24 protein-coding genes and 1 riboswitch are annotated in these 22,553 nt (G+C 52.6%); of the genes, 7 read left to right on the top strand and 17 right to left on the bottom strand.

The window, feature by feature from the left end:
- Window positions 1-35: 35 nt before the first annotated feature.
- Window positions 36-335 carry a YuiB family protein gene (locus tag MKX76_RS27925; protein ID WP_007131998.1) on the bottom strand — a complete coding sequence of 100 codons (300 nt, stop codon included), beginning with the start codon at window positions 333-335 and terminating at the stop codon, window positions 36-38.
- A gap of 262 nt (window positions 336-597) precedes the next feature.
- Between MKX76_RS27925 and hemQ the strand changes: the two genes are divergently transcribed.
- The gene (gene hemQ, locus MKX76_RS27920; RefSeq protein WP_007131997.1) at window positions 598-1,347 is read left to right on the top strand and encodes a hydrogen peroxide-dependent heme synthase; all 750 of its coding nucleotides are present in this window, start codon (window positions 598-600) and stop codon (window positions 1,345-1,347) included.
- 368 nt (window positions 1,348-1,715) lie between these two features.
- Here hemQ and MKX76_RS27915 read toward each other — a convergent pair whose 3' ends face one another.
- Window positions 1,716-1,970: a hypothetical protein gene (locus tag MKX76_RS27915; RefSeq protein ID WP_007131996.1), complete on the bottom strand. Its 255-nt coding sequence runs from the start codon at window positions 1,968-1,970 to the stop codon at window positions 1,716-1,718.
- Window positions 1,971-3,164: an NAD(P)/FAD-dependent oxidoreductase gene (locus tag MKX76_RS27910; RefSeq protein WP_210094562.1), complete on the bottom strand. Its 1,194-nt coding sequence runs from the start codon at window positions 3,162-3,164 to the stop codon at window positions 1,971-1,973. It abuts the gene before it with no gap.
- Between the two features lie 480 nt (window positions 3,165-3,644).
- Between MKX76_RS27910 and MKX76_RS27905 the strand changes: the two genes are divergently transcribed.
- Window positions 3,645-4,646 carry an NAD(P)/FAD-dependent oxidoreductase gene (locus tag MKX76_RS27905; protein WP_007131994.1) on the top strand — a complete coding sequence of 334 codons (1,002 nt, stop codon included), beginning with the start codon at window positions 3,645-3,647 and terminating at the stop codon, window positions 4,644-4,646.
- Window positions 4,647-4,858: 212 nt separating this feature from the next.
- Here MKX76_RS27905 and MKX76_RS27900 read toward each other — a convergent pair whose 3' ends face one another.
- A complete protein-coding gene (locus tag MKX76_RS27900; RefSeq protein WP_028404801.1) occupies window positions 4,859-5,002 on the bottom strand; it encodes a sporulation histidine kinase inhibitor Sda in 144 nt (47 codons plus the stop codon).
- A gap of 282 nt (window positions 5,003-5,284) precedes the next feature.
- Window positions 5,285-5,947, bottom strand: coding sequence for a YheC/YheD family protein (locus tag MKX76_RS27895; protein ID WP_028404800.1), 663 nt, complete (start codon window positions 5,945-5,947; stop codon window positions 5,285-5,287).
- A 220-nt stretch (window positions 5,948-6,167) separates the two neighbouring features.
- Here MKX76_RS27895 and MKX76_RS27890 point away from each other — a divergent pair, with 220 nt between their 5' ends.
- The gene (locus MKX76_RS27890; protein WP_028404799.1) at window positions 6,168-6,377 is read left to right on the top strand and encodes a hypothetical protein; all 210 of its coding nucleotides are present in this window, start codon (window positions 6,168-6,170) and stop codon (window positions 6,375-6,377) included.
- Window positions 6,378-6,817: 440 nt separating this feature from the next.
- On the opposite strand, the gene MKX76_RS27885 is transcribed toward MKX76_RS27890, so the two are convergent.
- Together MKX76_RS27885 and MKX76_RS27880 are read right to left on the bottom strand one after the other, a co-directional pair.
- Window positions 6,818-7,030 (bottom strand): hypothetical protein, encoded by a 213-nt coding sequence (locus tag MKX76_RS27885; protein ID WP_341034947.1) that lies wholly within the window; start codon window positions 7,028-7,030, stop codon window positions 6,818-6,820.
- Window positions 7,031-7,229: 199 nt separating this feature from the next.
- Window positions 7,230-7,589: a HesB/IscA family protein gene (locus tag MKX76_RS27880; RefSeq protein WP_007131990.1), complete on the bottom strand. Its 360-nt coding sequence runs from the start codon at window positions 7,587-7,589 to the stop codon at window positions 7,230-7,232.
- Window positions 7,590-7,981: 392 nt separating this feature from the next.
- Between MKX76_RS27880 and mqnE the strand changes: the two genes are divergently transcribed.
- Entirely contained in the window at window positions 7,982-9,088 is a 1,107-nt protein-coding gene (gene mqnE, locus MKX76_RS27875; RefSeq protein WP_007131989.1) for an aminofutalosine synthase MqnE, read from the top strand.
- 188 nt (window positions 9,089-9,276) lie between these two features.
- Entirely contained in the window at window positions 9,277-10,335 is a 1,059-nt protein-coding gene (locus tag MKX76_RS27870; RefSeq protein ID WP_341034946.1) for an NAD(P)/FAD-dependent oxidoreductase, read from the top strand.
- A 53-nt stretch (window positions 10,336-10,388) separates the two neighbouring features.
- Here the strand turns inward: MKX76_RS27870 and MKX76_RS27865 are convergent, their stop codons facing one another.
- On the bottom strand, window positions 10,389-10,640 hold the full coding sequence (locus tag MKX76_RS27865; RefSeq protein WP_210094565.1) for a YuzB family protein: 252 nt from the start codon (window positions 10,638-10,640) through the stop codon (window positions 10,389-10,391).
- Window positions 10,641-10,722: 82 nt separating this feature from the next.
- Between MKX76_RS27865 and MKX76_RS27860 the strand changes: the two genes are divergently transcribed.
- Complete coding sequence (locus MKX76_RS27860) at window positions 10,723-10,968, top strand: NifU family protein (RefSeq protein WP_007131986.1); 246 nt, start codon at window positions 10,723-10,725, stop codon at window positions 10,966-10,968.
- A gap of 75 nt (window positions 10,969-11,043) precedes the next feature.
- Here MKX76_RS27860 and MKX76_RS27855 read toward each other — a convergent pair whose 3' ends face one another.
- From MKX76_RS27855 to MKX76_RS27820, 8 genes are all read right to left on the bottom strand, one after another.
- Window positions 11,044-11,817 carry an SDR family oxidoreductase gene (locus tag MKX76_RS27855; protein WP_007131985.1) on the bottom strand — a complete coding sequence of 258 codons (774 nt, stop codon included), beginning with the start codon at window positions 11,815-11,817 and terminating at the stop codon, window positions 11,044-11,046.
- Between the two features lie 285 nt (window positions 11,818-12,102).
- Window positions 12,103-12,945: a MetQ/NlpA family ABC transporter substrate-binding protein gene (locus MKX76_RS27850; protein WP_007131984.1), complete on the bottom strand. Its 843-nt coding sequence runs from the start codon at window positions 12,943-12,945 to the stop codon at window positions 12,103-12,105.
- A gap of 65 nt (window positions 12,946-13,010) precedes the next feature.
- On the bottom strand, window positions 13,011-13,679 hold the full coding sequence (locus MKX76_RS27845; protein WP_210094593.1) for a methionine ABC transporter permease: 669 nt from the start codon (window positions 13,677-13,679) through the stop codon (window positions 13,011-13,013).
- Window positions 13,679-14,695 (bottom strand): methionine ABC transporter ATP-binding protein, encoded by a 1,017-nt coding sequence (locus tag MKX76_RS27840; protein WP_341034945.1) that lies wholly within the window; start codon window positions 14,693-14,695, stop codon window positions 13,679-13,681. Before MKX76_RS27840 ends, MKX76_RS27845 begins: the two co-directional genes overlap by 1 nt.
- A 112-nt stretch (window positions 14,696-14,807) precedes the next feature.
- A riboswitch (SAM riboswitch) is annotated at window positions 14,808-14,956 on the bottom strand.
- A 119-nt stretch (window positions 14,957-15,075) separates the two neighbouring features.
- A complete protein-coding gene (locus MKX76_RS27835) occupies window positions 15,076-15,795 on the bottom strand; it encodes a Cthe_2314 family HEPN domain-containing protein (RefSeq protein ID WP_341034944.1) in 720 nt (239 codons plus the stop codon).
- Window positions 15,796-15,847: 52 nt separating this feature from the next.
- Window positions 15,848-17,617 (bottom strand): UbiD family decarboxylase, encoded by a 1,770-nt coding sequence (locus tag MKX76_RS27830; RefSeq protein ID WP_341034943.1) that lies wholly within the window; start codon window positions 17,615-17,617, stop codon window positions 15,848-15,850.
- 108 nt (window positions 17,618-17,725) lie between these two features.
- Window positions 17,726-18,700 (bottom strand): COX15/CtaA family protein, encoded by a 975-nt coding sequence (locus MKX76_RS27825; RefSeq protein WP_341034942.1) that lies wholly within the window; start codon window positions 18,698-18,700, stop codon window positions 17,726-17,728.
- A gap of 215 nt (window positions 18,701-18,915) precedes the next feature.
- On the bottom strand, window positions 18,916-19,260 hold the full coding sequence (locus tag MKX76_RS27820; protein ID WP_007131978.1) for a thioredoxin family protein: 345 nt from the start codon (window positions 19,258-19,260) through the stop codon (window positions 18,916-18,918).
- Between the two features lie 111 nt (window positions 19,261-19,371).
- Between MKX76_RS27820 and MKX76_RS27815 the strand changes: the two genes are divergently transcribed.
- On the top strand, window positions 19,372-20,790 hold the full coding sequence (locus tag MKX76_RS27815; protein WP_028404791.1) for a DUF2515 family protein: 1,419 nt from the start codon (window positions 19,372-19,374) through the stop codon (window positions 20,788-20,790).
- 100 nt (window positions 20,791-20,890) lie between these two features.
- On the opposite strand, the gene MKX76_RS27810 is transcribed toward MKX76_RS27815, so the two are convergent.
- Window positions 20,891-22,516 (bottom strand): putative polysaccharide biosynthesis protein, encoded by a 1,626-nt coding sequence (locus tag MKX76_RS27810; protein WP_341034941.1) that lies wholly within the window; start codon window positions 22,514-22,516, stop codon window positions 20,891-20,893.
- Window positions 22,517-22,553 lie beyond the last annotated feature (37 nt).

Below are 22,553 nucleotides of genomic sequence, written 5' to 3'. Positions count from 1 at the left end.
CGTAAAATGTTCCTATGAAATCGTTGCTGCATGTTCTAAAACATTTTAAAGCCTTTGATCCGCAAAGTCTTGATCGTCCATCCGCTCATATAAGCGCCGATCAGTCCGGCAACGCCGGTCAGGTAATCCACCAGCTGGAATGATCCGACGTGAGTCCAAAACGGCGTCTGACTCCGATCCCACAAGCTGTATACAACGACCGGCAGAATGACGATGACAAACAAAAAGCACGGAAACCAGGTCGTCTTCATCAGCATATTAAGGATAAAGCCGATACCGAACATCATGACAAAGAATAGAATCATCAGTACAAGTACAGGAATAAATTGAAGCATGGTCGCCTTATTCACCTCTTCTTTATCGCCTACGCATAGCAGCCTATCAGGTTGCTGCTGTGCAGCAAGATACAGCAAGGCCTCAGCTTCAGCTAATAGCTAGTTTACTAAAAAAAATGTCACAGATCAACGAACAATCCGTGAATGAATTGTGACGCGTTTGCTCTGCGGACCGCGTGTACAGTACAATGTAGGGAGTTGTCATGATAGCAAGCGGTGATCCGCTCGGGAGCTATCGAACATATTGTTTAGGAGTGATCTCATGAACGAAGCTGCAATGACGCTTGAAGGCTGGTATGCCCTGCATGATTTCCGCACGATCAATTGGTCCGCCTGGAAAGCCGCGGACGATGAGGTTCGCGCCTTTGCGCTGGACGAGCTGAACGGCTTCCTTGAGGAGTGGGCTGCCGTTGACGAAGCCAAGCAGGGAAGCACCGCCGTATATACGATTGTCGGTCAGAAGGCCGATTTTGTGTTCATGCACCTGCGCGAGACGCTGGAGGAACTGAACGCGATCGAGAATGCTTTTAACAAAACAACCTTCGCCCAGTTCACAACCAAAGCCTACTCTTATGTAAGCATCGTCGAGCTGAGCAACTATTTGGCAGGCTCCTCGAACGAGGATCCGATGCAAAATCCGCATGTCGTGGCCCGCTTGAAGCCATCCCTGCCGAAAGCGAAGCATATCTGCTTCTACCCGATGAACAAAAAGCGCGATTTGTCGGACAACTGGTACATGCTGAGCATGGATGAGCGCCGATCGATGATGCAAAGCCATGGCCTGATCGGCCGTGGATATGCCGGCAAGGTGAAGCAGATCATTACTGGCTCCGTCGGCTTTGACGACTGGGAGTGGGGCGTTACCCTGTTCGCGGACGATGCGCTGCAGTTCAAGAAGCTTGTCTATGAAATGCGTTTTGATGAAGTCAGCGCACGCTTTGGCGAGTTCGGGCCGTTCTATGTCGGCAACTTGCTGGACCAAGCCTCGTTTACCGAGCTTATGAAGGTTTAAACGTCGCCAATCGCTGCAACAATTAAGAGGGTTTCCCAAAAGATCTTTGATCTGGCGGGGCCCTCTTGTTGTGTTTGGGGACAATGCGAGAACTGCTTATAGTTCCCATCGCTGTCCCCACTTCAATGGGGATCCTCTATCCAACGGAGACATTCAGTCTAGGCATGTGTGTCCGGTGCAAGATTTTCCTTTGGGAAAGCCTTCAACCACCAAGCCGCTCCCTTAAACGAAAAAGGTGGAGGACAGGTGCTCTCTTCGAGCATGTCTTCCACCTTTTTTGGGATTAGAACCAAGAAAGCGATCGTCTATACTAGAATACAGAATGAAAATCTTCATGTGCTTCGTGGCACTCCAAGACGTCATCCCTCTTACTCGTCGTCTTCCTGCTCCTGCTTACTCAGGCTTTCCAAATACTCGGCCGTCGCCCGGTCCCGGGCACGTCCCTTTTCCTTCAGTCGCTCAATGGCGGGAAGGATGAGAATATCCACTTCCTGCTGAATCGTATACGCCAGGTCGTAGCGTTCCTGCGATTCCAGATAGGATCCGACCTCCATCAATGCATTATAGCGGTCCAGCTCCTCTCTCGTGAGCAGTCCCCGCACCTGAACGCTGCAGTGTCTCATTTACAGAAACCTTCCCTTTCTCAGGACAAGCGGAATGCCGCCGATAATAAAGAGGTATCGCAAATCCACCAGCTTCTTGAGCTGAGCGGCCTTCCAGCCCTGATATTTCTTGTCGCCGACGACGGCGATTCCCTCTCCCTTGCCGAGAGAGGCAACCGTGCCTTTGTTATGGAATTCGAACTTCCGCATCGCCTTGCCGCGGATCGAAGCCACGATATTCTGCGCACAGCAAACGCCTTGCTGCATGGCAATCTGGGCGGTAGGCGGATAAGGACGGCCTTCATCATTAAAAATCAGCGAGTTGTCGCCGATAATATAAATGTTCTCGTATCCCGGAGCCCGCAAATACTCGTCCACCTTGACGCGGCCGCGCATCGTCTCGAAGCCCGCCGCTTCAACAAGGCGGTTCCCCCGGATCCCGCCGGTCCACACAACGGTTTGGGAACGGATCTCTTCCCCGTTGTTCAGAAGGACGGCGCCAGGCAGGCACTCTTTAATGGCTACGCCGAATTTGAAGGTGACTCCCTTCTTCTCCAGCACGCGGATCGCGTAATCGACCAGCTCCGGCGCAAAGCCGGGCAGCGCGGACGGCGCAGCCTCTACGTTGTAAATGTTCACCAGCGTCGGGTCAACGTCATATTCCTTGCACAGCTTCGGAATGCGGTCAGCCAGCTCCGCGACGAATTCGATGCCGCTGAAGCCCGCGCCGCCAACGACGAAGTTAATGCGCTCCTGCGGCCTGCGTTCATTTTTATACAAAGCAAACTGATACTCGATATGCTCCCGGATCAGCCGCACCGAGTTAATGCTCCGGATCGTCATCGCATGCTCGGCAAGCCCTGGAATGCCAAACGTCTCCGGCTCGCCGCCGAGTCCGATCACGAGATAATCATAAGATAGGGTGCCATCCTCAAGAATAACCTTCTTATCATGAAGTCGGATCTCTTGAACCGAGGATTTCACCAGATCGATCTTGAATTCGTCGATCAGCTTCGAGATGGATACCCGCGTATTCTCGATGCTGTCCGTTCCTGCTGCCGGCATATGTAAATGCGTTGTTATATAATGGTAGTCATGTCGATTCACCAAAGTAACGTCGGCCTCATTATAATTCAGCTCTTTTTGCAGCCGCTGCGCTGTCAATATGCCCCCGTAACCCGCACCAAGGATTACGATCTTCGGTATGCTGCTCATTCTCCTGCTCCTTCCGGCTTGACTCTTTATATATATAGTATGGTTTACTTGTTAACATTTTGTGAAAAGCATGCAAAAAAAGAGAAGAGCCCCTCATCAGAGCCCATTTCACGATTTGACCTGACTGTGTCCGTCCATGCTCGTCCAGGCCCGAAAACCCGGGTGGATTCGGATGTTTATCCAGATGCTGTCCTATTCAGTCAACCTGCTATGAACACAAGTTATCACGTTAATAATATGCATAAAGCAAGCAAAGATCAAGTTTTTTTTGCCAGTTAATATGTAGGCCCCGCCGCATCGCATCCCCCCTCGTGTAAAGTAAGCGCAATCATCGCAAGTGTAGGTATTTTAGCTCAATTCTCGACTTTTCATGCCGGGTCGTGACGATTATAATAGTTAGGGAATTCATGAATCAGCATAATCTTAGACAATCGTCTGTCTGATTCGAATAGAACCCTAATAAACGGAGGTGCTTACCGCATGACAACGACGCCACAAGACAACAGCATGACCGACCTATTGATTATCGGCGGCGGACCTGCAGGGATGTTTGCTGCGTTTTACGGCGGGATGCGCCAAGCGTCGGTAAAGCTGATTGAGAGCATGCCTCAGCTTGGCGGCCAGCTGGCAGCGCTGTATCCTGAGAAATATATTTATGATGTGGCAGGCTTCCCGAAGGTTACGGCCCAGGAGCTTGTGGACAATCTGTCCAAACAGATGGATCTGTTCAACACGGATATCCGCCTGGAGGAGAAGGTCCAGTCTGTCGAAAAGCTGGAAGAACGCCACTTTGTCGTCAAGACGAATCTCGGAGAGCACCACGCCAAGGCGGTTATCATTACGGCTGGCGTTGGCGCATTCCAGCCCCGCCGCCTGGAGATCGAGGGCGCGGAGAAATATGAGAAGAGCAATCTTCACTATTTCGTAAACGATCTAAGCCGCTTCAAAGGCAAGAAGGTGCTGATCAGCGGCGGCGGCGATTCGGCCGTAGACTGGGCGCTGATGATCGAACCGATTGCCGAGCAGGTGACCCTGGTTCACCGCCGCGACAAGTTCCGCGCGCATGAGCACAGCGTCGAGCAGCTGATGGCTTCCAAGGTGAATATCATTACTCCTACAGAGATCACTGAGCTGCACGGTGAAGATACGATCAGCAAGGTGACGCTGACCCACATCAAAACGAAGGAAACACAGGAGATCGAAGTGGATGACGTGATCGTCAATTTCGGCTTCGTTTCTTCGCTTGGACCGATTTCGGAATGGGGAATCGCGATCGAGAGCAACTCCATCGTCGTCGACTCCCGCATGGAGACGAGCATTCCCGGCATTTTCGCGGCCGGCGACATCACGACATATCCGGGCAAGGTCAAGCTGATCGCCGTCGGCTTCGGCGAGGCGCCTACCGCGATCAACAACGCGAAAGTATACATCGATCCGGAAGCAAGACTGGCTCCGGGCCACAGCAGCAACATGAAGCTTTAATCACGGCCTAAGAATCTACTATCTATGAAATTGCTGCAATAGAGCAGTGTTTAAAGCAAGAAAAAAGGTATCTTTGATCAGAAGGGATGATCCTTCCATCGAAGATACCTTTTCTATTCGGTTGATCTACATATGTAGAACCAGGTTGTTTCATCCCGCATTATACGCATGCAGCGTCGTAATCTATCTGATCTTTATACGAAAAATGTGAATTAATGCAGGATGCTGCCGGAATTGGTGTCCAAGTTCCGTTTATGAATTTCGGCCAGCAGTAGAGTAATGAACTCACGCTCTAACTTCAATTCAACAGCCATATGATAGGAATCGAGCAGCATCTCATCCGTCAACATAGCCATCCCTCTCACACCCTTCCTCAAATTTCCTGAATCTATCATATCAGACATAGAAAAACGGAACAACTGTTCGCTTATCCACAACCTTCTGTGGAAATCCTGTGTATAATTTGTTGGTAAGTGTTAAAAACGAGGTCATATCAAAGTGGATTATGGGGATAATTGTTATACACAGGATCGTGAACAACTTCCTATAAAAAAATTTAATCAATAATATATTGTTATTTTTTTATTACCCTATGAATAATTCGTATAAACGATATAATATGGAAAATTTCGTATTTATTAGGCCGGTCTTGTATTCACTTCAAGAATCCAAATCTTCCCTTCATGATCGAGCCCGTAATCGAAGCCAAGCTCGCCGATCCCCGGAAATCTTGCTTCCAGAATGGCGATGCACTGCCGGGTCAGATGGCGCATTTCATTCCGCTTCTCCCAAGCATTGATGTGCGGCAGGGATAAACGAAGCGCATGACGCAGCCGGAGCAGTGATCCACCCTTGCAAATATTCGTGACGAACAGCCCCGGACTTGCAAGTCTCCCCAGCATCGCGCGGAATTCCCATCTGCCCCTTTCCTTGACCACTTTCACCCGATAATCCAGCGGACGGCCTTGAATACTGGCCAGATGAATGCCTTGTTGGATGATGTAGCGTCGTCTGAGCCTCATTCTGGACAACACATACTGCATAGATTGTTGTGTATTTACATGAACGGAACGCCTCTTATGGGTGATCAAGTAACCCGTTCCGTCTTGCAGTACCCGGATCACGCCGTTGCCTCCAGTTCCTACGATCGGCTTAATCACAACCATGCCGTGCTCATCCAGCATTGAGACCAGAGTATCCGCCGCATACGGCATCGTAGCCGGAATGTAGGGAGCAACTTGCGGATCCGTCAGCAGCGCCTCCGTTTTGAGCCACTTGCTGGCCAGCTGTCTTCCCGCCATGCTGCTTTCGCCTCCTTTTATCATGACATACGTTATCGTATTCGATCCGCCATGTATCCTCTTGGATGATTGTCCGTGACGGTATGCCTAATAATTTGGCATTATCGTGTCGTCTGTACCGGTACGCTTTCCAAATGCTGTGTTCTGTCGTATAGTAAAACCATCAGGATGTCCATAACTAATAACACATAGGGATTTTAGATCAAGGAGGATTTTCATTTTGGCTGGCTTGTTTGAAGTGTTGTACTGGATTGCCATGATTGGCATGTCGCTTGCCCTTGCAGCGGTCACGGTTGTTATCTTCGTGCTGGGCTTCAGGTTCATCAAGGATAAGCGCCGAGGCCTGGGAGCCGGCTGTATCGTCTTCTCGCTGGTCGCAGCGGCGATGGTTGTGCTGATGCTGAACGATACGTTCTTTTTCCCGGCTTGAGCGGGCAACAGAAAAATGCAGCCTTATCTTCGCTTGTGAAGAATAAGCTGCATTTTTCATTGTCCCTCGAATTTATTACGCTTCTACAATAGAGCCTCCCCGTTTAGTTTCCTACCGATATAAAGGCCGAAAAAAAGTGAAATAATATTAATTACTATTGACATAATTACATAGGCAAGTGGTAGTACTAGTTGAACTAGAATTACTAGAACAACAATTTTGATAAAATTAAGTATTGTGACTCGCTTCTCCTTAACTCCAATCAAGAAAGGTGCAAAGAAGGATGCGAATATTCCTTGAATTACAATATTAATTTTGTGACTCACAATTTGATCAAGAATATTCTGAATGATTAAACCATTAATAAAAAAACAGATCCCAAACATCGAGAAAATAATGAAGGCATATTGCAATGAAGATAATCTAATTTTTTTCACCACCTACTTACTATGTTCATATTTCCAAAAAAGACCTAGAGGTAGCTGGTCCCCATTTTCAGTGTCAATCACTAAAATTTCAGGGTTATTTTCCAGAAGATCTTTTAATTCTTTTGCACTTGCTGAACCATAGATTTCAGTATAACCATTAAAATCGCATTCACCCATATAATAAATAATTATCCATTTACTGTACAAAGGAGTTTTCAGAGACATTAAAAACGACCTCCATATCGGTTTATTCACCGTCATGAAGGTCGTGATCCACAATCCCAAAACGCTTACTCAGAATTGTTATTATTCCATATCGCGATTGAGGACTGCGTTTTTACCGGTACAAACCACAATCATGGCTATGCTTTCACAAGCCCTCAGTTCGACACATTCGAAATCCATTAACGCCGAAACTCCGGTTTTAGCAAGGCTCAGCGCTTGGCTTACCCGCATCTTCCCTCGTGCGGAAGGACGAGCCGCAGCCGCAAGTGACGGTAGCGTTCGGATTATGGATGGTGAAGCCCCCGGTCATGCCGGATTCCTCAAAGTCAATTTCAAGACCGTTCAAATATTTCATGCTGTCCTTCTCGACAACCACCTTCATATCCTGAACGTTCATATATACATCATCTTCCGTCTCCTGGTCGTCAAAGCCCATCGCATACGAAAAACCGCTGCATCCGCCGGCCGTGACACCCAAACGAAGGAACATATTCGGTGTTTCCTGCTCAGCCAGCATCTCTTTCAAACGCTCTGCAGCTGTGTCGCTGATTGTAATCATTTAGGTCACCCTCCTTTTCGTTCACTCTTAAGTATACTCCTCTTCCCTCAATCCCTCAAGGCCGTAAATGCCCGCCGCTTCTTCCTGCGGATTCCCTTTTTCCAATTCGTCTATTTGTATTGCTACCCCGGAGGGTCAGGTTTATAATAGGGGAGGAACATGGGCGGCAACTGTCAGATTATTGTCACACTCCCGCATCTCGCGTGGGAAAAAGGTTATGGCGGTCTACAGTTGTATATTTTTTCACAAAGTTTGGTTTTTATTCAGCCCTATCGTTACGTTGATGCTGTACCCTTGAGAACCGGACCGTTCCCTGCGGGGAGTGATTACTTAATGATCATTTCAGCTGCCGGATTTCACGGAAGCTGAAGTGTGAACAGGAGGATGGAAGTATGTCCACAATCATAACACCATTTACCGATCGGAGAATGGCTGAGATCGTCGAGAAGGTACGGAGCGGCGAGCGCCTCAACCTCGAAGACGGCGTGTACCTGTACCAGACGGACGACCTGCTGACCCTCGGGCAGCTGGCCAATGAAGCGAATCTTCGCAAGAACGGCAAGAAAGTGTATTTTATCGAGAACATGAGCCTCTACTTTACGAACGTGTGCGAATCCCGCTGCGCGTTCTGCAATTTCAGAAAGGATCAGGGGGAGGAAGGCTCCTATACGCTGTCCGGTCCCGAGATGATCGAATACGTCGAGCAGCATATCCACCCGGGCATCCGCGAATTCCATATCGTCGGCGGACATAATAATCATGTGCCGTTTCAATATTATGTCGATTCCCTCAAAGCGCTGAACGAGCGTTTCCCTGATGTAACCCTGAAGGCCTACACGGCAGCCGAGATCGAGTTCTTCACCCGCATCAGCGGCCTGAGCACGAAGGAAGTGCTGGAAGAGCTCATGAAGGCGGGCCTCAAATCCCTCACCGGCGGCGGAGCCGAGATCCTGTCCGACCAGTACCGCCAGAAGATGAAGGTGGACAAAGCCAATGTCGACCAGTACCTTGAAGTACACCGCACCGCCCACCAGCTCGGCATGAAGACCCATACCACCATGCTGTACGGGGCGATCGAGAGTCATGAGGACCGGATCCGGCACATGATGCAGATTCGGGATCTGCAGGATGAAACCGGCGGCTTCCTTGTCTTCATTCCATTGTCTATGCAGCCGAAGAGTAAAAATGCCGGCATCATGCGCCGCAACTCTGCCTACGAGGATCTGAAGACCATTGCGATCAGCCGGCTGATGCTGGATAACATCGATCACATCAAGGCCTATTTCATCAATATCGGCCCGCAGTTGACCCAGGTATCGCTCAGCTTCGGCGCTTCGGACGTGCACGGCACGATTCTGAAGGAACGGATCAGCCATGCAGCAGGGGCGCTGACGCCGGAAGGCCTTACGCGCAAAGAGCTCGTATGGCTCATTCAAGGCGCAGGCCGCATCCCCGTTGAACGGGACACGTTTTATAACGAGATCAAGGTTTACGAATAAACGATCGATCAGCCTAATCCCCAACCTTCTGGAGACTTCGGCACCCGCATCAGCGTTCGAAATAACGGAAAACAGGTTAAAGAGATATTATAGTGTGGGGATTCCTAGCCGCTTCTAGCGGCGTTTTTCTTGCGACTGGCACCTACGAACAATCTCTCATTCTTATCTCTTGAGAAAGGAAGAATTTTATGAACAAGCTCGTCATTCTCGGCGGAGGCTATGGTGGTCTTGCCTTAATTCAGGAATTATTCAGCGGCTATCTTCCCCCGGACGTGGAGGTCGTGCTCATCGACCGCATGCCTTACCAAGGACTGAAGACCGAATACTACGCGCTGGCAGCCGGCACGGTGGCCGATACCGCCGTTCGTGTCAAGTTCCCGGTTTATGACCGGCTTCAGATCCTGTATGGTGAAGTCACATCGATTGATCTTGAGAACCGGCGCGTGAACATATTGGACCAGGATCCCGTGGAATACGATCAGCTCGCCATTGCGCTTGGCTGCACGGATCGTTACCACGGAGTACCGGGCGCGGAGGAATATACCTACAGCCTGCAGTCGTTCGCCGCAACCCGGGAAACCTATCTGCGGCTGAACAATTTGAAGCCGTACAGCCAGGTTCATATCATCGGCGGAGGCTTAAGCGGAATCGAGCTCGCGGCCGATCTTCGCGAAAGCCGTCCTGACCTCAATATCGCCATCCTGGACCGGGGACAGCGGGTGCTTTCTTCTTTTCCTAACCGGTTGTCCGCTTATATTCATCGCTGGTTCGAGGAGCATCATGTCGAGATCCATAGCGGGGTCTCGGTATCCAGAGTGGAGAAGGACGCCGTCTATAATCTCGGTACGCCGATCGCCACCGATCTGGCTGTATGGACGGCAGGCATCCAGCCTGTAAAAGTGGTGCAGGACCTCGATCTGCCAAAAGACCGCAGCGGACGCGTGCTGCTGAACCAGTATTATCAGGTTCCTTCCCATCCGGAGGTATATGTCATCGGCGACTGCGCGAGCCTTCCGTTCGTACCGAGCGCCCAGGCTGCCGGCGCCCAGGCGGAACAAGTCGGCCACGTCATAAAGGCATTATGGCGCGATGATGTGCCGAAGGTATCGCCGTTGAAGCTGAAGGGAACCCTCGGCTCCCTCGGCAAGCATGCGGGCTTCGGACTGATGGGCAATACCTCCGTCATCGGACGCGTGCCGCGGATTCTGAAGAGCGGTGTGCTCTGGAAATCCAAGCGCCACTACTAGGCGGATCATAGATTCATCGATCCTGCTTCATTAAAGCGGACAGGGAGCCCGATTCAATCTTCGGGCTCCCTCCCTTCCGCCAAAGCTTCGAGCCGGCGGCATATCTTGTCATACAGCTCCTCCGCCGTGGGCGCTTCCACCCAGTCGCCGTCCACATACGCAAAGGGCATCAAATAGCATTGACCGCAGCTGGTCAGACAGCCGTACTCGATCACCTGGCAGTCGTATTGACCTTCCAGCTTCTTCAATGCTTGATCCGTTCCGAAATAGGAGTTGCTTGTGCAAAATTCAATATAGATGGTCATCGGTCACAGCCCCGCCTTAAGATTGGCATTTTAATTTGCCGGTTTATGTACTATAATATAGGGAGGAAAGGAGTTGAACAAGATGAGCGATAACACGCAAACCACTGTATACGATGAAGTGGCTGAAGTGCTTGATAAGCTTCGTCCGTTCCTGCAGCGCGATGGCGGTGACGTGGAATTGGTCGACGTTGAAGACGGCATCGTTAAGCTGAAATTGATGGGTGCATGCGGCAGCTGCCCAAGCTCCACCATCACCTTGAAGGCAGGGATTGAACGCGCCCTGGTTGAGGAAGTAGAAGGCATTCAAGAAGTAGTGCAAGTATTTTAATCTTGTGTTTAGTATAAGAGTCTTGGCTCCCCTCGGGATCCAAGACTCTTTTTTGTTACGGTATGGTAGGCGTGCTTATTCCGGCTTGATCAAAGGACGAATCGGATCCAGCCCGCCGGATATATCCATAATATTGCCTGTAATGAAGTCCGATTTATCCATGCACAGATATTCAATCACTCTTGCAATATCCTCGCCGCTGCCCGAGCGTCCCCGCGGCGTCATGCCGTCATGGATGCCGGCCACCTCGTCGATCGTCTTCTCCTTGTTCGCCCCGCGGATGTCGCCAGGGCAGATCATGTTGACGGTAATGCCGTAGGGTGCCTCTTCGACCGCCAAGGATTTCGTGAAGGATACGAGCCCCACCTTGGCCGCCGCATAAGCGGCACGCTGGGGCCAAGCGCGCGCTTCCCCGGCATGGCCGAAGCCGAAATGGATAATCCGTCCCCACCGCTTCTCCCTCATCGCCGGCAGCACCCGGTGGTCAAGCAGCATGACGCCGGTCAGGTTGCCGTTCACCATATGTACGATTTCATCCCGGCTGTATTCCGAGAACAGGCGCCTTTCCCGGATGAAAGGACCCGCGTTGTTAACCAGGATATCCACGGTGCCGAGCTCGCGTTCCGTCTGATCAACTAGGGAATACAGCTCGGACTCGTCTGCAATATTGGCCTTTACCACGATGGATTTAACGCCGAAGCTCTCAATTTCGCGGGAGAGCGCCTCCGCTTCATTCTTGCTGTTGACATAATTTATAACAATACTGCATCCCTGCCGTGCTAACGACAGCGCAGTCATTTTTCCGAGTCCTGTCGCACTGCCGGTAATCAGCGCCACTTTTCCCTTCAATGGTTTCCCTCCTTCGAGTATCGCCTTCCTTCAGTATAAAAGATTTGCTGTTTCCCCACAACTTGAGGACAGACCGGAATCCTGCAAGATATGAGCGGCCATTTTCTTTCCTCAAAAGAAAAGAAAGGAGCTCCCGATTAGCTGCACAAGCCGCAGCATGGTCGGGATGCCCCTTTCATACGAAAAGTTCGTTGTATTCAGTAGATCCTTCTGTCCGGAGTTAACCGGTCTAACCATAATCCGGGCCGGATCCGCTTCCGTAGGCATCCTGCCTACATCTGCACATTAGAATGCCGGGATAACGGCTCCTTTGTATTCCTGTTCAATAAATGTCTTCACATCTTCCGAAGTCAGCGCCTTCGCCAGCTTCTGGATAGCTTCCGAATCCTTGTTGTCCGGGCGAGCTACCAGCAGGTTCGCGTAAGGGTTATCCTTGTCTTCGATAAACAGCGCGTCCTTCGTTGGGTCAAGGCCGGCTTCCAATGCATAGTTCGTGTTGATGACAGCAAGATCAAGCTCATCCAGCATGCGAGGCAGCATGGCAGCTTCCACTTCTTTGAACTCCAAGTTTTTCGGATTTTCCGTAATATCCTTCGCGGTCGCTTCCAGCTTGGTTTCGTCCGCCAGCTTGATAACGCCGTTCTTGGACAGCAGGGTCAGCGCACGGCCCGCGTTGGACGGATCGTTCGGAATGGCGACCACGGCGCCGTCCTTCAGCTCGTCGACCGACTTGATCGTTCTGGAATAAGCGCCCAGCGGCTCAACGTGAACAGCAATAACAGATTCCAGCTTCAATCCGCGTTCCTTGATCTCGTTATCGAGATACGGCTTATGCTGGAAGAAGTTCGCGTCGATCTCCTTGGAATCTACCTTCGTATTCGGCAGCACATAATCGGTGAATTCGACAATTTCCAGATTCACGCCTTCTTTTTCGAGCGCAGGTTTGATATGCTCAAGAATCTTTGCATGCGGTGCCGGCGAAGCCCCCACCTTAATGGTTACCTTCTCTTGTCCCGCAGCGCCGTTTGTATCCGCAGGCTCCGATGCGTTATCCGCAGGCTTGCTGCCGCAAGCAGCCAGCACCGCGACCAAAGTCAGACTAATGAATGCCAATACCCATTTTTTCATCCTAAAACTCTCCCTCCGAAAATAGTTTATCTATATGATGTCTTCCTTGTTGCTCCAGCAATCCGTTATTTTCTTGTAAAATGACGCACCAGCCGGTCTCCCGCCATCTGCAGGAGCTGCACCAGCACAATCATCAAGACAACGGCCAAAATCATAATCTCCGTCTCATAACGGTAGTAACCGTACTTGATCGCCAAATCCCCCAAACCGCCGCCGCCAACCTGGCCGGACATCGCGGTATACGATACGAGTGTCACGATCGTGATCGTCATGCCTGCCAGCAAGCCCGGGCGGGCTTCCGGCAGCAGCACTCTCCACACGATCTGGCTGGTCGATGAGCCCATGGCGTGGGCGGCTTCGATGACGCCTTTATCCACTTCGTTCAGCGCCGTCTCCACAAGTCTCGCGAAGAACGGAGCCGCTCCGACGACAAGCGGAGGAATGGTCCCGAGCACGCCGTACGATACCCCGACGATCGACTTCGTAATCGGAATCATGGCTACGATCAGAATGATGAATGGAACCGACCGCAGAATGTTCACGATGAACGACAGGATGGAATAGCCGAAGCGAACGAAGCCTGACGTTGATCTGGCAGCCATATACAGAAGCACCCCGATCGGGAGGCCGATGATGAAGCTGAACAAGGCCGAAGCGCCCAGCATGCGCAGCGTATCCAGCGTGGCCGTGCCAATCTCATTCCAATCCACCTGAGAAAAATCCAGTCCGAGCATCAATGAATCACCTCCACGTCTAATCCTTGATCCAGCAGTCTGCGGATCGTGTCTTCAATCGCGCCCTTGCTGCCTTCAAACCGTACGATCAGCTGCCCGTATGGCGTTTCCTTGATCGTTGAGATAGTCCCTTGCAGGATCGCAAAGTTAACCCCGGTCTCATGGACCGTATGCGACAAGATCGACTCGTACGTCTTCGACCCGAGGAACGTGATCTGCACCGCCTGCGAGGAACCCCCGTCTTTTCCTTGAAGCGCCAATCGCAATGCATCGCCGTTGTCCATCTCCTGACGGATGAACTCCCGCGTAACCTCATGCTTCGGCTTCAGGAACACTTCCGTCACCGGACCCTGTTCTACAATGCCGCCTTGGTGAATGACCGCCACTCTGTCGCAAATGCTCTGAATGACATGCATCTCATGCGTGATCAGCACAATCGTCAGGTTAAACTTCTTGTTAATATCCAGCAGCAGCCGCAGGATCGAATCCGTCGTCTGAGGGTCCAAGGCCGAGGTAGCCTCGTCGCAGAGCAGCACCTCCGGGTCGCTTGCAAGCGCCCTGGCGATTCCTACCCGCTGCTTCTGGCCGCCCGACAGCTGGGACGGGTACTTGTCCCGATGCTCCGCAAGACCGACCAAATTCAGCAGCTCGCCTACCTTGCGCTCGATGTCCGCCTTCGAAGTCTTGATCAGACGAAGCGGAAAGGCGATGTTGTCATAGACCGTTGCCGAGGACAGCAGATTGAAATGCTGAAAGATCATGCCGATCTTCCGCCGCTCCGCCTGCAGCTGCTTCTTTCCGAGGCTCGTCAGGTTGACGCCGCCTACCCACACCTCGCCGGACGTCGGACGTTCCAGCAAATTCATGCAGCGGATGAGCGTGCTCTTGCCTGCCCCGGAATGTCCGATGACACCGAATATTTCTCCTTTTTCAATCGACAAATTCAATCCGGATAATGCTGTGGTCGTTCGGCCGGCTTTTCCGTACTGCTTCGTCAATTGCTTCAGTTCAATCAAACCGTGATCCCCCTTTTTTCGTGCTAACGTTTCATATCTATTTACCCGCAAAAGAAAAGAGCCACTTTTTGCAGAATCAAAAAGGGCTCTCTTTACATAAAGTCGACGCCTTTTCTCATCTGTCAAAGCAGCCTTTACGTCGCGCTGCTTTGAAGGAATTAGCACCATGTCACTCCATTTGCGTTCATTGCACTTGCAATCAACGCTGGAGCCGGTTGCCGGGCTTCATCGGGCCTGTCCCTCCGCCTCTCTCGATAAGAAAACTCGATATGAAATTTTTTCGTTATATTGATGTGTTTTTCAAATCATATTCATGAATGCAATTGTTAGTATAGTTTTTTTTCGCCCTTTTGTCAAAAGGAATTTCATGGTCGGCTCTATCAAGCCCGGATCCCGTTCTTCGCCCACATTTGGTTCGTATACCGGTAGGATGCTCTCAGGCTTTGGCACACCATCTCAAGCCCTTGCTCCAGCTCGTCCAAATGCTGCCCGATATCCTCCAGCTCGATTCGCTCCGACAATCCCTGATGGCGCTGCCACAGGTCGTCCTGCATTTCCGAATTCATGTAATGAATCTCGGTGTTGCGCCGTTTCCGCAGCTTGTTCATCGGCGTTTTATAGCGCTCCTTGATGGCCTCCAGCTCTGCGGACAGCTCGCCGTGCGCCTTCAGGAACTTGAACTGGCGAAGCACGGTGAAGTAGGAGAAATGCTCCTTCACCTTCGAGGTGTTGAGATCGTACAGATCGTTCAGCACTGTCCCCAGCTTGTCCAGGATTGAGAATACCCGAATAAATCCGTTCTTATAGAAATAAACATAGCGCCGGTATTCCCCTTGCTCCTCAATCGACATGTCATCCACATATCCCGAGTTGACCGACCGGCTGAAATGCTTCGCTGCATTCCAGCTCTGCTCCAGCTCATCGAGCGATACGATCAAACCGCGCGTCCATATTTCAAGCTTGCGAAAGTCATGCGTCGGGTCTTCATTTTTTTCCATTTCCTTCTTCAGCAGCTGGCTCGTCTTGACCATCGATTCAATCGCTTCTTCAAGCAGCCCGTTATTCTGCCGCGGTTGTTCCCCAAGCAACAAACGAAGCATTGGCCGCACCTCCTACGTCAAAATGTCCCTGATTCCCTCTAGGATGGACTGGTCATTTGCCGAAATATTCGTTCCAGCGGGCATCCACCGTCTTTACGATATCCTCCCGCGGGAACAGCTCATCCGGGTATCCGGGCTTCATGCGGGCATCAATGACCAGCGGAAGCTTATACGACAGATGATGATGCTCGATCTCGCTGGCGGCGAAGATATCCGTTGCGGGATTAAAGCGGGTAAATACCGTCCACAAGAACGAAGTTTGCGTGGCGGACGTCGACTTGGCATCATCCACGACGATCACCAGCGGCCATTTCGTGCTGCGGGCATGCATGAACTCCATGACGCGCTGGGCCAGCTCAGGTTCTCTCTCATAGGATGCCCCGGATACGACAAGGCAACCGCCGCAATATGCGACCGCCTGGGAAATTCCCGGAATATCCCCCTCATCATAGCTTCGCGGAAGCTCGCGGATCGGCTCCCCGATCCCCATCAGCACGGCCTTGCTGCCGTGATTCAGCTTCTGCCCCGTATAATCCAGCGTATCATGCGAGGTTTTATTAAATATGAATAAATCCGTTGCCGGATTAAATCGTTCCAGCACCGCTTCTAGCGTCTCGTTGAAATCCGACAGGTCCAGCGGCCGGTTCGTCAGCATCAGCATTTTGGTGAGCGACAGCTGACCCTCGCCCAGAATCCGGAACGCGGAGACGAGCGCCTCACGGGAATAGCTCTCCCGAACGACCGCTGCCGTCAGTGCATGGAACCCGGTTTCCGCATAGGTCCATAGCGAGCGGACCGACGGCATCACCATCGGGAAGGCCGGGGACAGCAGGCGCTGCAAAAACTCGCCCAGGTAGTAGTCCTCTTGCCGCGGCTTTCCGACGATCGTTGCCGGATAAATAGCGTCCTTGCGGTGCCACATATTCTTCACATGAAGCACCGGGAAGTCATGCGCAAGGGAATAATAGCCGTAGTGATCGCCGAAAGGACCCTCCAGGCGGCGTTCATGCGGCGGCACGATTCCGCTGATCGCGAATTCCGCCTCTGCCGGAATGCGGTGTCCGCCAAGCGGGTTGTCTGTCATCGGCAGCTTGCCGCCCATAATCAGGGAAGCCAGCAGCAGCTCCGGCAGATGCTCCGGCACCGGTGCGATAGCGGAGGCAATCAGCGCAGGTGGGCCGCCGACAAAGACGGACACCGGCAGCGGCTGATTCTGCTGCTCTGCCTCGAAGTAGTGAAAGCCGCCTCCCTTATGAATCTGCCAATGGATTCCGGTGGTCGAGTCATCATAAATTTGAATCCGGTACATGCCCAGATTATGATCCTTCGGCTTCGATGGGCTCTCGGTATAGACGAGCGGCAGCGTGATGAACGGTCCGCCGTCCTCCTGCCAGCTGGTCAACCGCGGTAGCTGCTTGAGCGGATTCTCCGTCACCTTGACGCCCATCACCGGCGCTTCTTGCTGAGGCACGGATTTCATCCCTACCTTTAAAATATCCTTAAACAGCCCGCGTTCATTCCACAGCGCGGAAAACGTAGGCGGCAGCAGCTTATCGGTTGCCCCGATGATCGATTTCATCAGCTGCTCCGGGCGCGGACCGAATGCCATGTCGACCCGGCGCGCGGTTCCGAACAGATTCGTTGCCACTGGAAAAGGCGTCCCTTTCACATTGGTAAACAGCAGGGCAGGTCCTCCCTCTTCGATCACGCGCCGGTGAATTTCAGCCAGTTCCAGATACGGATCCACCGGTGCTTCAATGACAGCAAGATCATTTTCCTTGCGAAGCGTTTCAAGCCATTGGCGTAGATTCTGGTAAATCAAGTGCTCCACTCCTTCGGGTACAACAAAGTCCTCGAGCATGTTTCGCTTCGGGGACTTCGCCTGCACAAATATTAAAATGTTCCATGTTGCATACTGTAGTGACGGGAATTAGCCGATCTTCTCCCCGCGCAGCTCCAATTCGCCCTGCTGCTCGACCGGTGCCGATTCTCTTAGCTGCCATACCCTCACGCTCAAATAACTGAGCACGCCGAATAGCGCAGAGATCAGAAGGGTATGACCAAGCGCGGAGAATACATATACTTCGTCATTGTGCATCGTGGCCATGATGATGGCGCCGCTGAAAATCTGCAGCAAGCACAGCACCGTTGCCGAAACCCCGAGCATCTGAACTTCGCGGTTGTCCCGGTTTCGCCAATAAGCGAAATGTCCCATTACGGCTACTACGATGAGCAGCAGAAGAGCCGCCACCCGGTGCATGAAGGCAATGCCCACGCCGCCGCCGAGCTCCGGAATCACTTCCCCGTTGCAGAGCGGCCAGCCGGAGCACCCCTCTCTCGAGTCGGTGTGGCTTACGAATGCTCCGATATATACCACGATATACGTATAAATCGTCGCCCCCCAGACGAGTCGGCGAAAACCATCGCTGACCCGGGGCAGCCGCTCCGATCCAAGCGGCATCTTCGCCTTCTCTACCCTCCGCATGCCCAGCGCAAGCATAACCGAGCTAGCGAATGCGATGAGCGAGAAGCCGAAATGCAGCGCCATCACGGCCGCCGACTGAGGCTTGACGACTGCGAGCGCTCCCATAATCGCTTGTACAATCACGAACACCGATGTCATGACCACATAAGCCATCAGATCCTTGCGGTCACGCTTGTATCTCCAAAATGCGATCAAGGAAGCCAGGGCGGCCAAGCCGGCCATCCCGCTGACAGCGCGGTGCGAGTATTCGATCAAGGAGGAGACGGTGTAAGCGGGAATAAACTTTCCGTTACACAGCGGCCACTCTTGTCCACAGCCAAGCCCGGAGTCGGTCTTGGTAACGACCATGCCCCCGAAGGTGGCGAAGAACATGACTGCGCATGTTATGTAACTCAGCCATTTTAATTGTTTATCATTCACTAATCTCACCTGCTGCCTATATTCTTAACAATCCGCCATCAATAGCGGATTCCTTATTGCAGTCTAAATTTCATTATACCTGATTATGCCGCGACGGTCACTTTAACGATTGTGACAAAATGTTCAAAATTAGGAGAAGCTTATTGCCAAAAACAACACCGCCGCCAAGGGATCATCCATAGGCGACGGTGCGTTGTGCATCATTCCCGTTATGCTCACTTATGAATCGTTTCGTACACATCCACCGCACGCTGCAGGAAATCTTCGATTTCCTCGCGGGATTTGCGGAATTTGTTGACGAAGCGGACAAGTTCCCGTCCGTCGGCATAGGCGACGAAGCTAGGGATACCGAGGATGTTCTGCTGCTGGCTTACATCGCCGACAGCATCGACGTCAACTTCTACCAGGGTCAGCTGGTTCGAGAATTTCTGCTCAACATCCGGCATGAATGGATCGATAAACTTGCAATCACCGCACCAGTCTGCTTTGAATACTGCGACAGTCAAGCGCGGAGACTGGATAGCAACCTGAAATTCGGCTTCCGAAGTGATTTTGTCCATGGATGATCTCCCCTTTTCGTCGAAATGGTTCAACTTTAGTGAATCAAAATGTGGAGTGGAAGTCAAATATTCGTGACATACTGACAATACCAAGATAGAGCAATCGCCAAGATGACCAAGCGACTAACGGCAGGTGAGAACGGGATGCAGCAAGGCGAAAAAGACAAACAGGCGTGGTCCGGATCCATACGCAGATGGGTGTCCACATTGGCGGAAGCCGCAGTCGAAGCCTTGACTGGACGGGTGACCTCCTGGGAAATATCCTCCAAGCTCCGGGATGGCCGGAAGGACTGGAGCTGGGATGCGGTCGCAGCGCGAAGCCTCCGGTCCGAGCTAAAGCGTATCGCCCGCAGGCATCACAAGGAAATAAAAATGAACGCGAGCCCACCCGCCATGAGCTTGCCCTTTATTCGGGCCGTGAATTCCGTAGACGGATTTAATGCCAGGGAACAAGAAATAGTGGAATCCATTCAAAGCACCGTCATGGATGCCAATCGGAGCAACATCTCGCGCACGCAGGCCTACCTTAGCTGCTATGAAGCCTTTCCGGAGCTGCATTGGGCCTTTCTTGCCCATATGGTCTCCCGAAATGCCGGCTGGAACATGAGCGACCTGCAAGGAGGCTTGCTGTCGGATCTAACGGATTCCGAATTTCAAGTGAATCTGTACCGTTTTCTAGAACGATGCAACGCCTTGATCTTTCAGGACGCCTACCCCCAGCTGCTGCTGTACATGCACAGCCGGAAGCTGGGCGAGCCGCTGTTTCATCTCCTGCCATGCTTTCATGTCTCGGCCTTCATGCTCCCCTTCTGGCAGCATTTCTGGCGGGAACCCGATCACGGCGCTATGCTCGCCGTTGCCCTCATCCTAAATGAACAGAATTACATTGAAGGCCGGGTTGCCCAGGACCCGTATTTTCGGTCCCGGGTTCTGAAGCATCCGTATTTTCGTTTGCATGAGCTCGCGAGATTCAATCAAATTTTGTTTCCCCTTGGGCAAGAAGCAGCCCTTACCAGGGGCGTAGCCCCTTCCGATGCAGGCAATAAGCTCCCGCTTCGGCCGCTTGCGGGGCTCACCCTTCCCAAATTCGACAGCCTGACGGCTCGGATCAAAGCAGGTAAATCGCTCTACGGGCTGCTCTTCGGATACGAGGAGGTGCACCGTCGTGCGCTCGCTTTCGCCCGGTCCACCCCGCACCGGGGATCGCGCTCCGAATACTGGCCGGCGCTCTTCACCGCGGACAAGCAGGCGGCCATTAACAACGGCAAGGAAAGCAGCGTGCTGTTGGAATCCGAGTGGCTCCCTTCAGGGAAACGCCTGTACAGCCCCGAGCTGGAATCCGTGTGGCAGGATACGCCCTCCGGCCCGATCCCGCGGTATGATTGGTATCGCAGCTCCGCCAAGCTTCGGCTATTCCGTGAACCGGTCCGGCCGCTGCTGTTCGATATGACCCACGCGCACCGGGCCCAGCTTGAGAAGACGGCCATGGCCCACGATGTCGCTCATGAGAACCAACCAAAGCATGGATAGTTGAAAAAAGGACTGCTCTCGATCCCTTGGATCAGAACAGTCCTTCTGCAAATACATTTTCCACTATCGATTATATAGACGCAAAGCGCCTACCGCAAAGTTATCCCCGCTCACGCATCCGTGAAGGCGCCAATCTCATCAGAGGTCGGAAGACCTTCTGCAGCGGACGCGGATAATTGCCTAGCTCGGACTGGCGAATGACGCCGAACACGACGAGCAGCACGAGATAAATCACGACGACGGCAATGCCTACGATGATGCACGTGAACAGGAATGCCAATCGTGCCGGGATCACCTCAACCAGTTGGATGCCCGCTTGGTTCAAGCCGTAGCCGATTCCCGCTGCCGCTACGACGGTGCATAGGAATCCCAGCCAGCGACTTCCCAGTATCGAGAACGATACGATCGATTTAATCGACCGGATGTTAAGCAGCGTGATGACCAGGAAGCACAGCGCCGTACTCCCAATGATGCCGTAGATTCCGAACAAGGGAGCCAGAAGGAAGCTGGCCGCCAGCTTGACGACAATGCCGATCATCACGTGAATCATGGACAGCTTGGCCTTTCCGATGCCGAGCAATATCGAGTTCGTCGTCATCATCGTAATCTGGAAAATGGTGCCGAACGTCAAAAATGCGATGATTCCGCTCCCGCCCAGCGAGCTGAACAGAAGACCGTTCACCGAATAGGCCGCAACACCCAGCGCGATAACCACCGGCATGCCGGTCAGAATCCCGATCCGCATGGCAAGCGTTACTTGCCGCTCCAGATGCTCTTGGTCACGTCTGGCAAACGCCGCCGAAATGATCGGAATCAGCGATGTGCTGAGGGCAATGGCCAGTATCGGCGGGATGCCCGCCACGCTCTGCGCCCGTGTACCCAGTACGGCGAGCGCCTCGGTCGCCTGCGCCGCTCCGATCTCCCCGGTCAGGAGCGGTTTGACGATGGATCCGTCAATGAAGTTGACCGCCGGGACCGCCAGAGAGGACAGCACGATCGGAATCGATAACTTGAAAATATCCTTGTAGATGCCGCCGAGCGGAATCGAACGGTCTGCCGGGGGCAGCTTCTGCTCCCGGTCGCTGCGGCGGAGCTTCGAGGCGAAGTACAGCATGACCGCGAAAGCGCCGATGCTGCCGAGCACGCCGCCGAAGGAAGCTCCGGCCGCTACCCAAGTATCGTCATACCCCAACCGCAGCAGCACATAAGCTAGACCGATGGCCGTCAGCACTCTTGCAATCTGCTCGACGATTTGGGAAATCCCGCCGGCCGACATATTGTTGCGGCCCTGGAAATACCCCCGCATCATGGCGATGGCGGGGAACAGCAGCAGCGCCGGGGCCAGCGCCTGGATGGCTGCGGCTGATTCCGGCACCTCCGCGACATGGGTCGCGTAATACGGCGCTCCGAAATACAGCAGCAGCGTCATGACAACGCCCGCCGCTCCGGCGAAGATGAGCGCCGCTTGGTAGACGCGCTGAGCCTCGGCCGGCTTATTCAGCGCATGCCGCTCGGAAACCATTTTGCTGAGCGTGCTCGGAATACCGGCCGTAGCGACGGTCAACAGCATCAAATACACATTGTTGGCAATCGTGAAGGAAGCATCCCCCACATCGTTTAGCATGTGCTCCAGCGGCACCCGCTGTACAAGTCCCAGCACGCGGGCGACCAGCGCCGCCACGGCCAGGATGATCGTGCCTTTTATGAATGATTCCTTCTTAGACAATTCCTTACCTTCTTTCTCCTCCGATAGCGCCTGCTAA

Source organism: Paenibacillus sp. FSL R5-0810, assembly GCF_038002285.1.
Lineage (GTDB): Bacteria > Bacillota > Bacilli > Paenibacillales > Paenibacillaceae > Paenibacillus_AQ > Paenibacillus_AQ lactis.
Note: the sequence above shows the minus strand (reverse complement) of the source record. Positions and strands in the feature narration are given on the sequence as shown.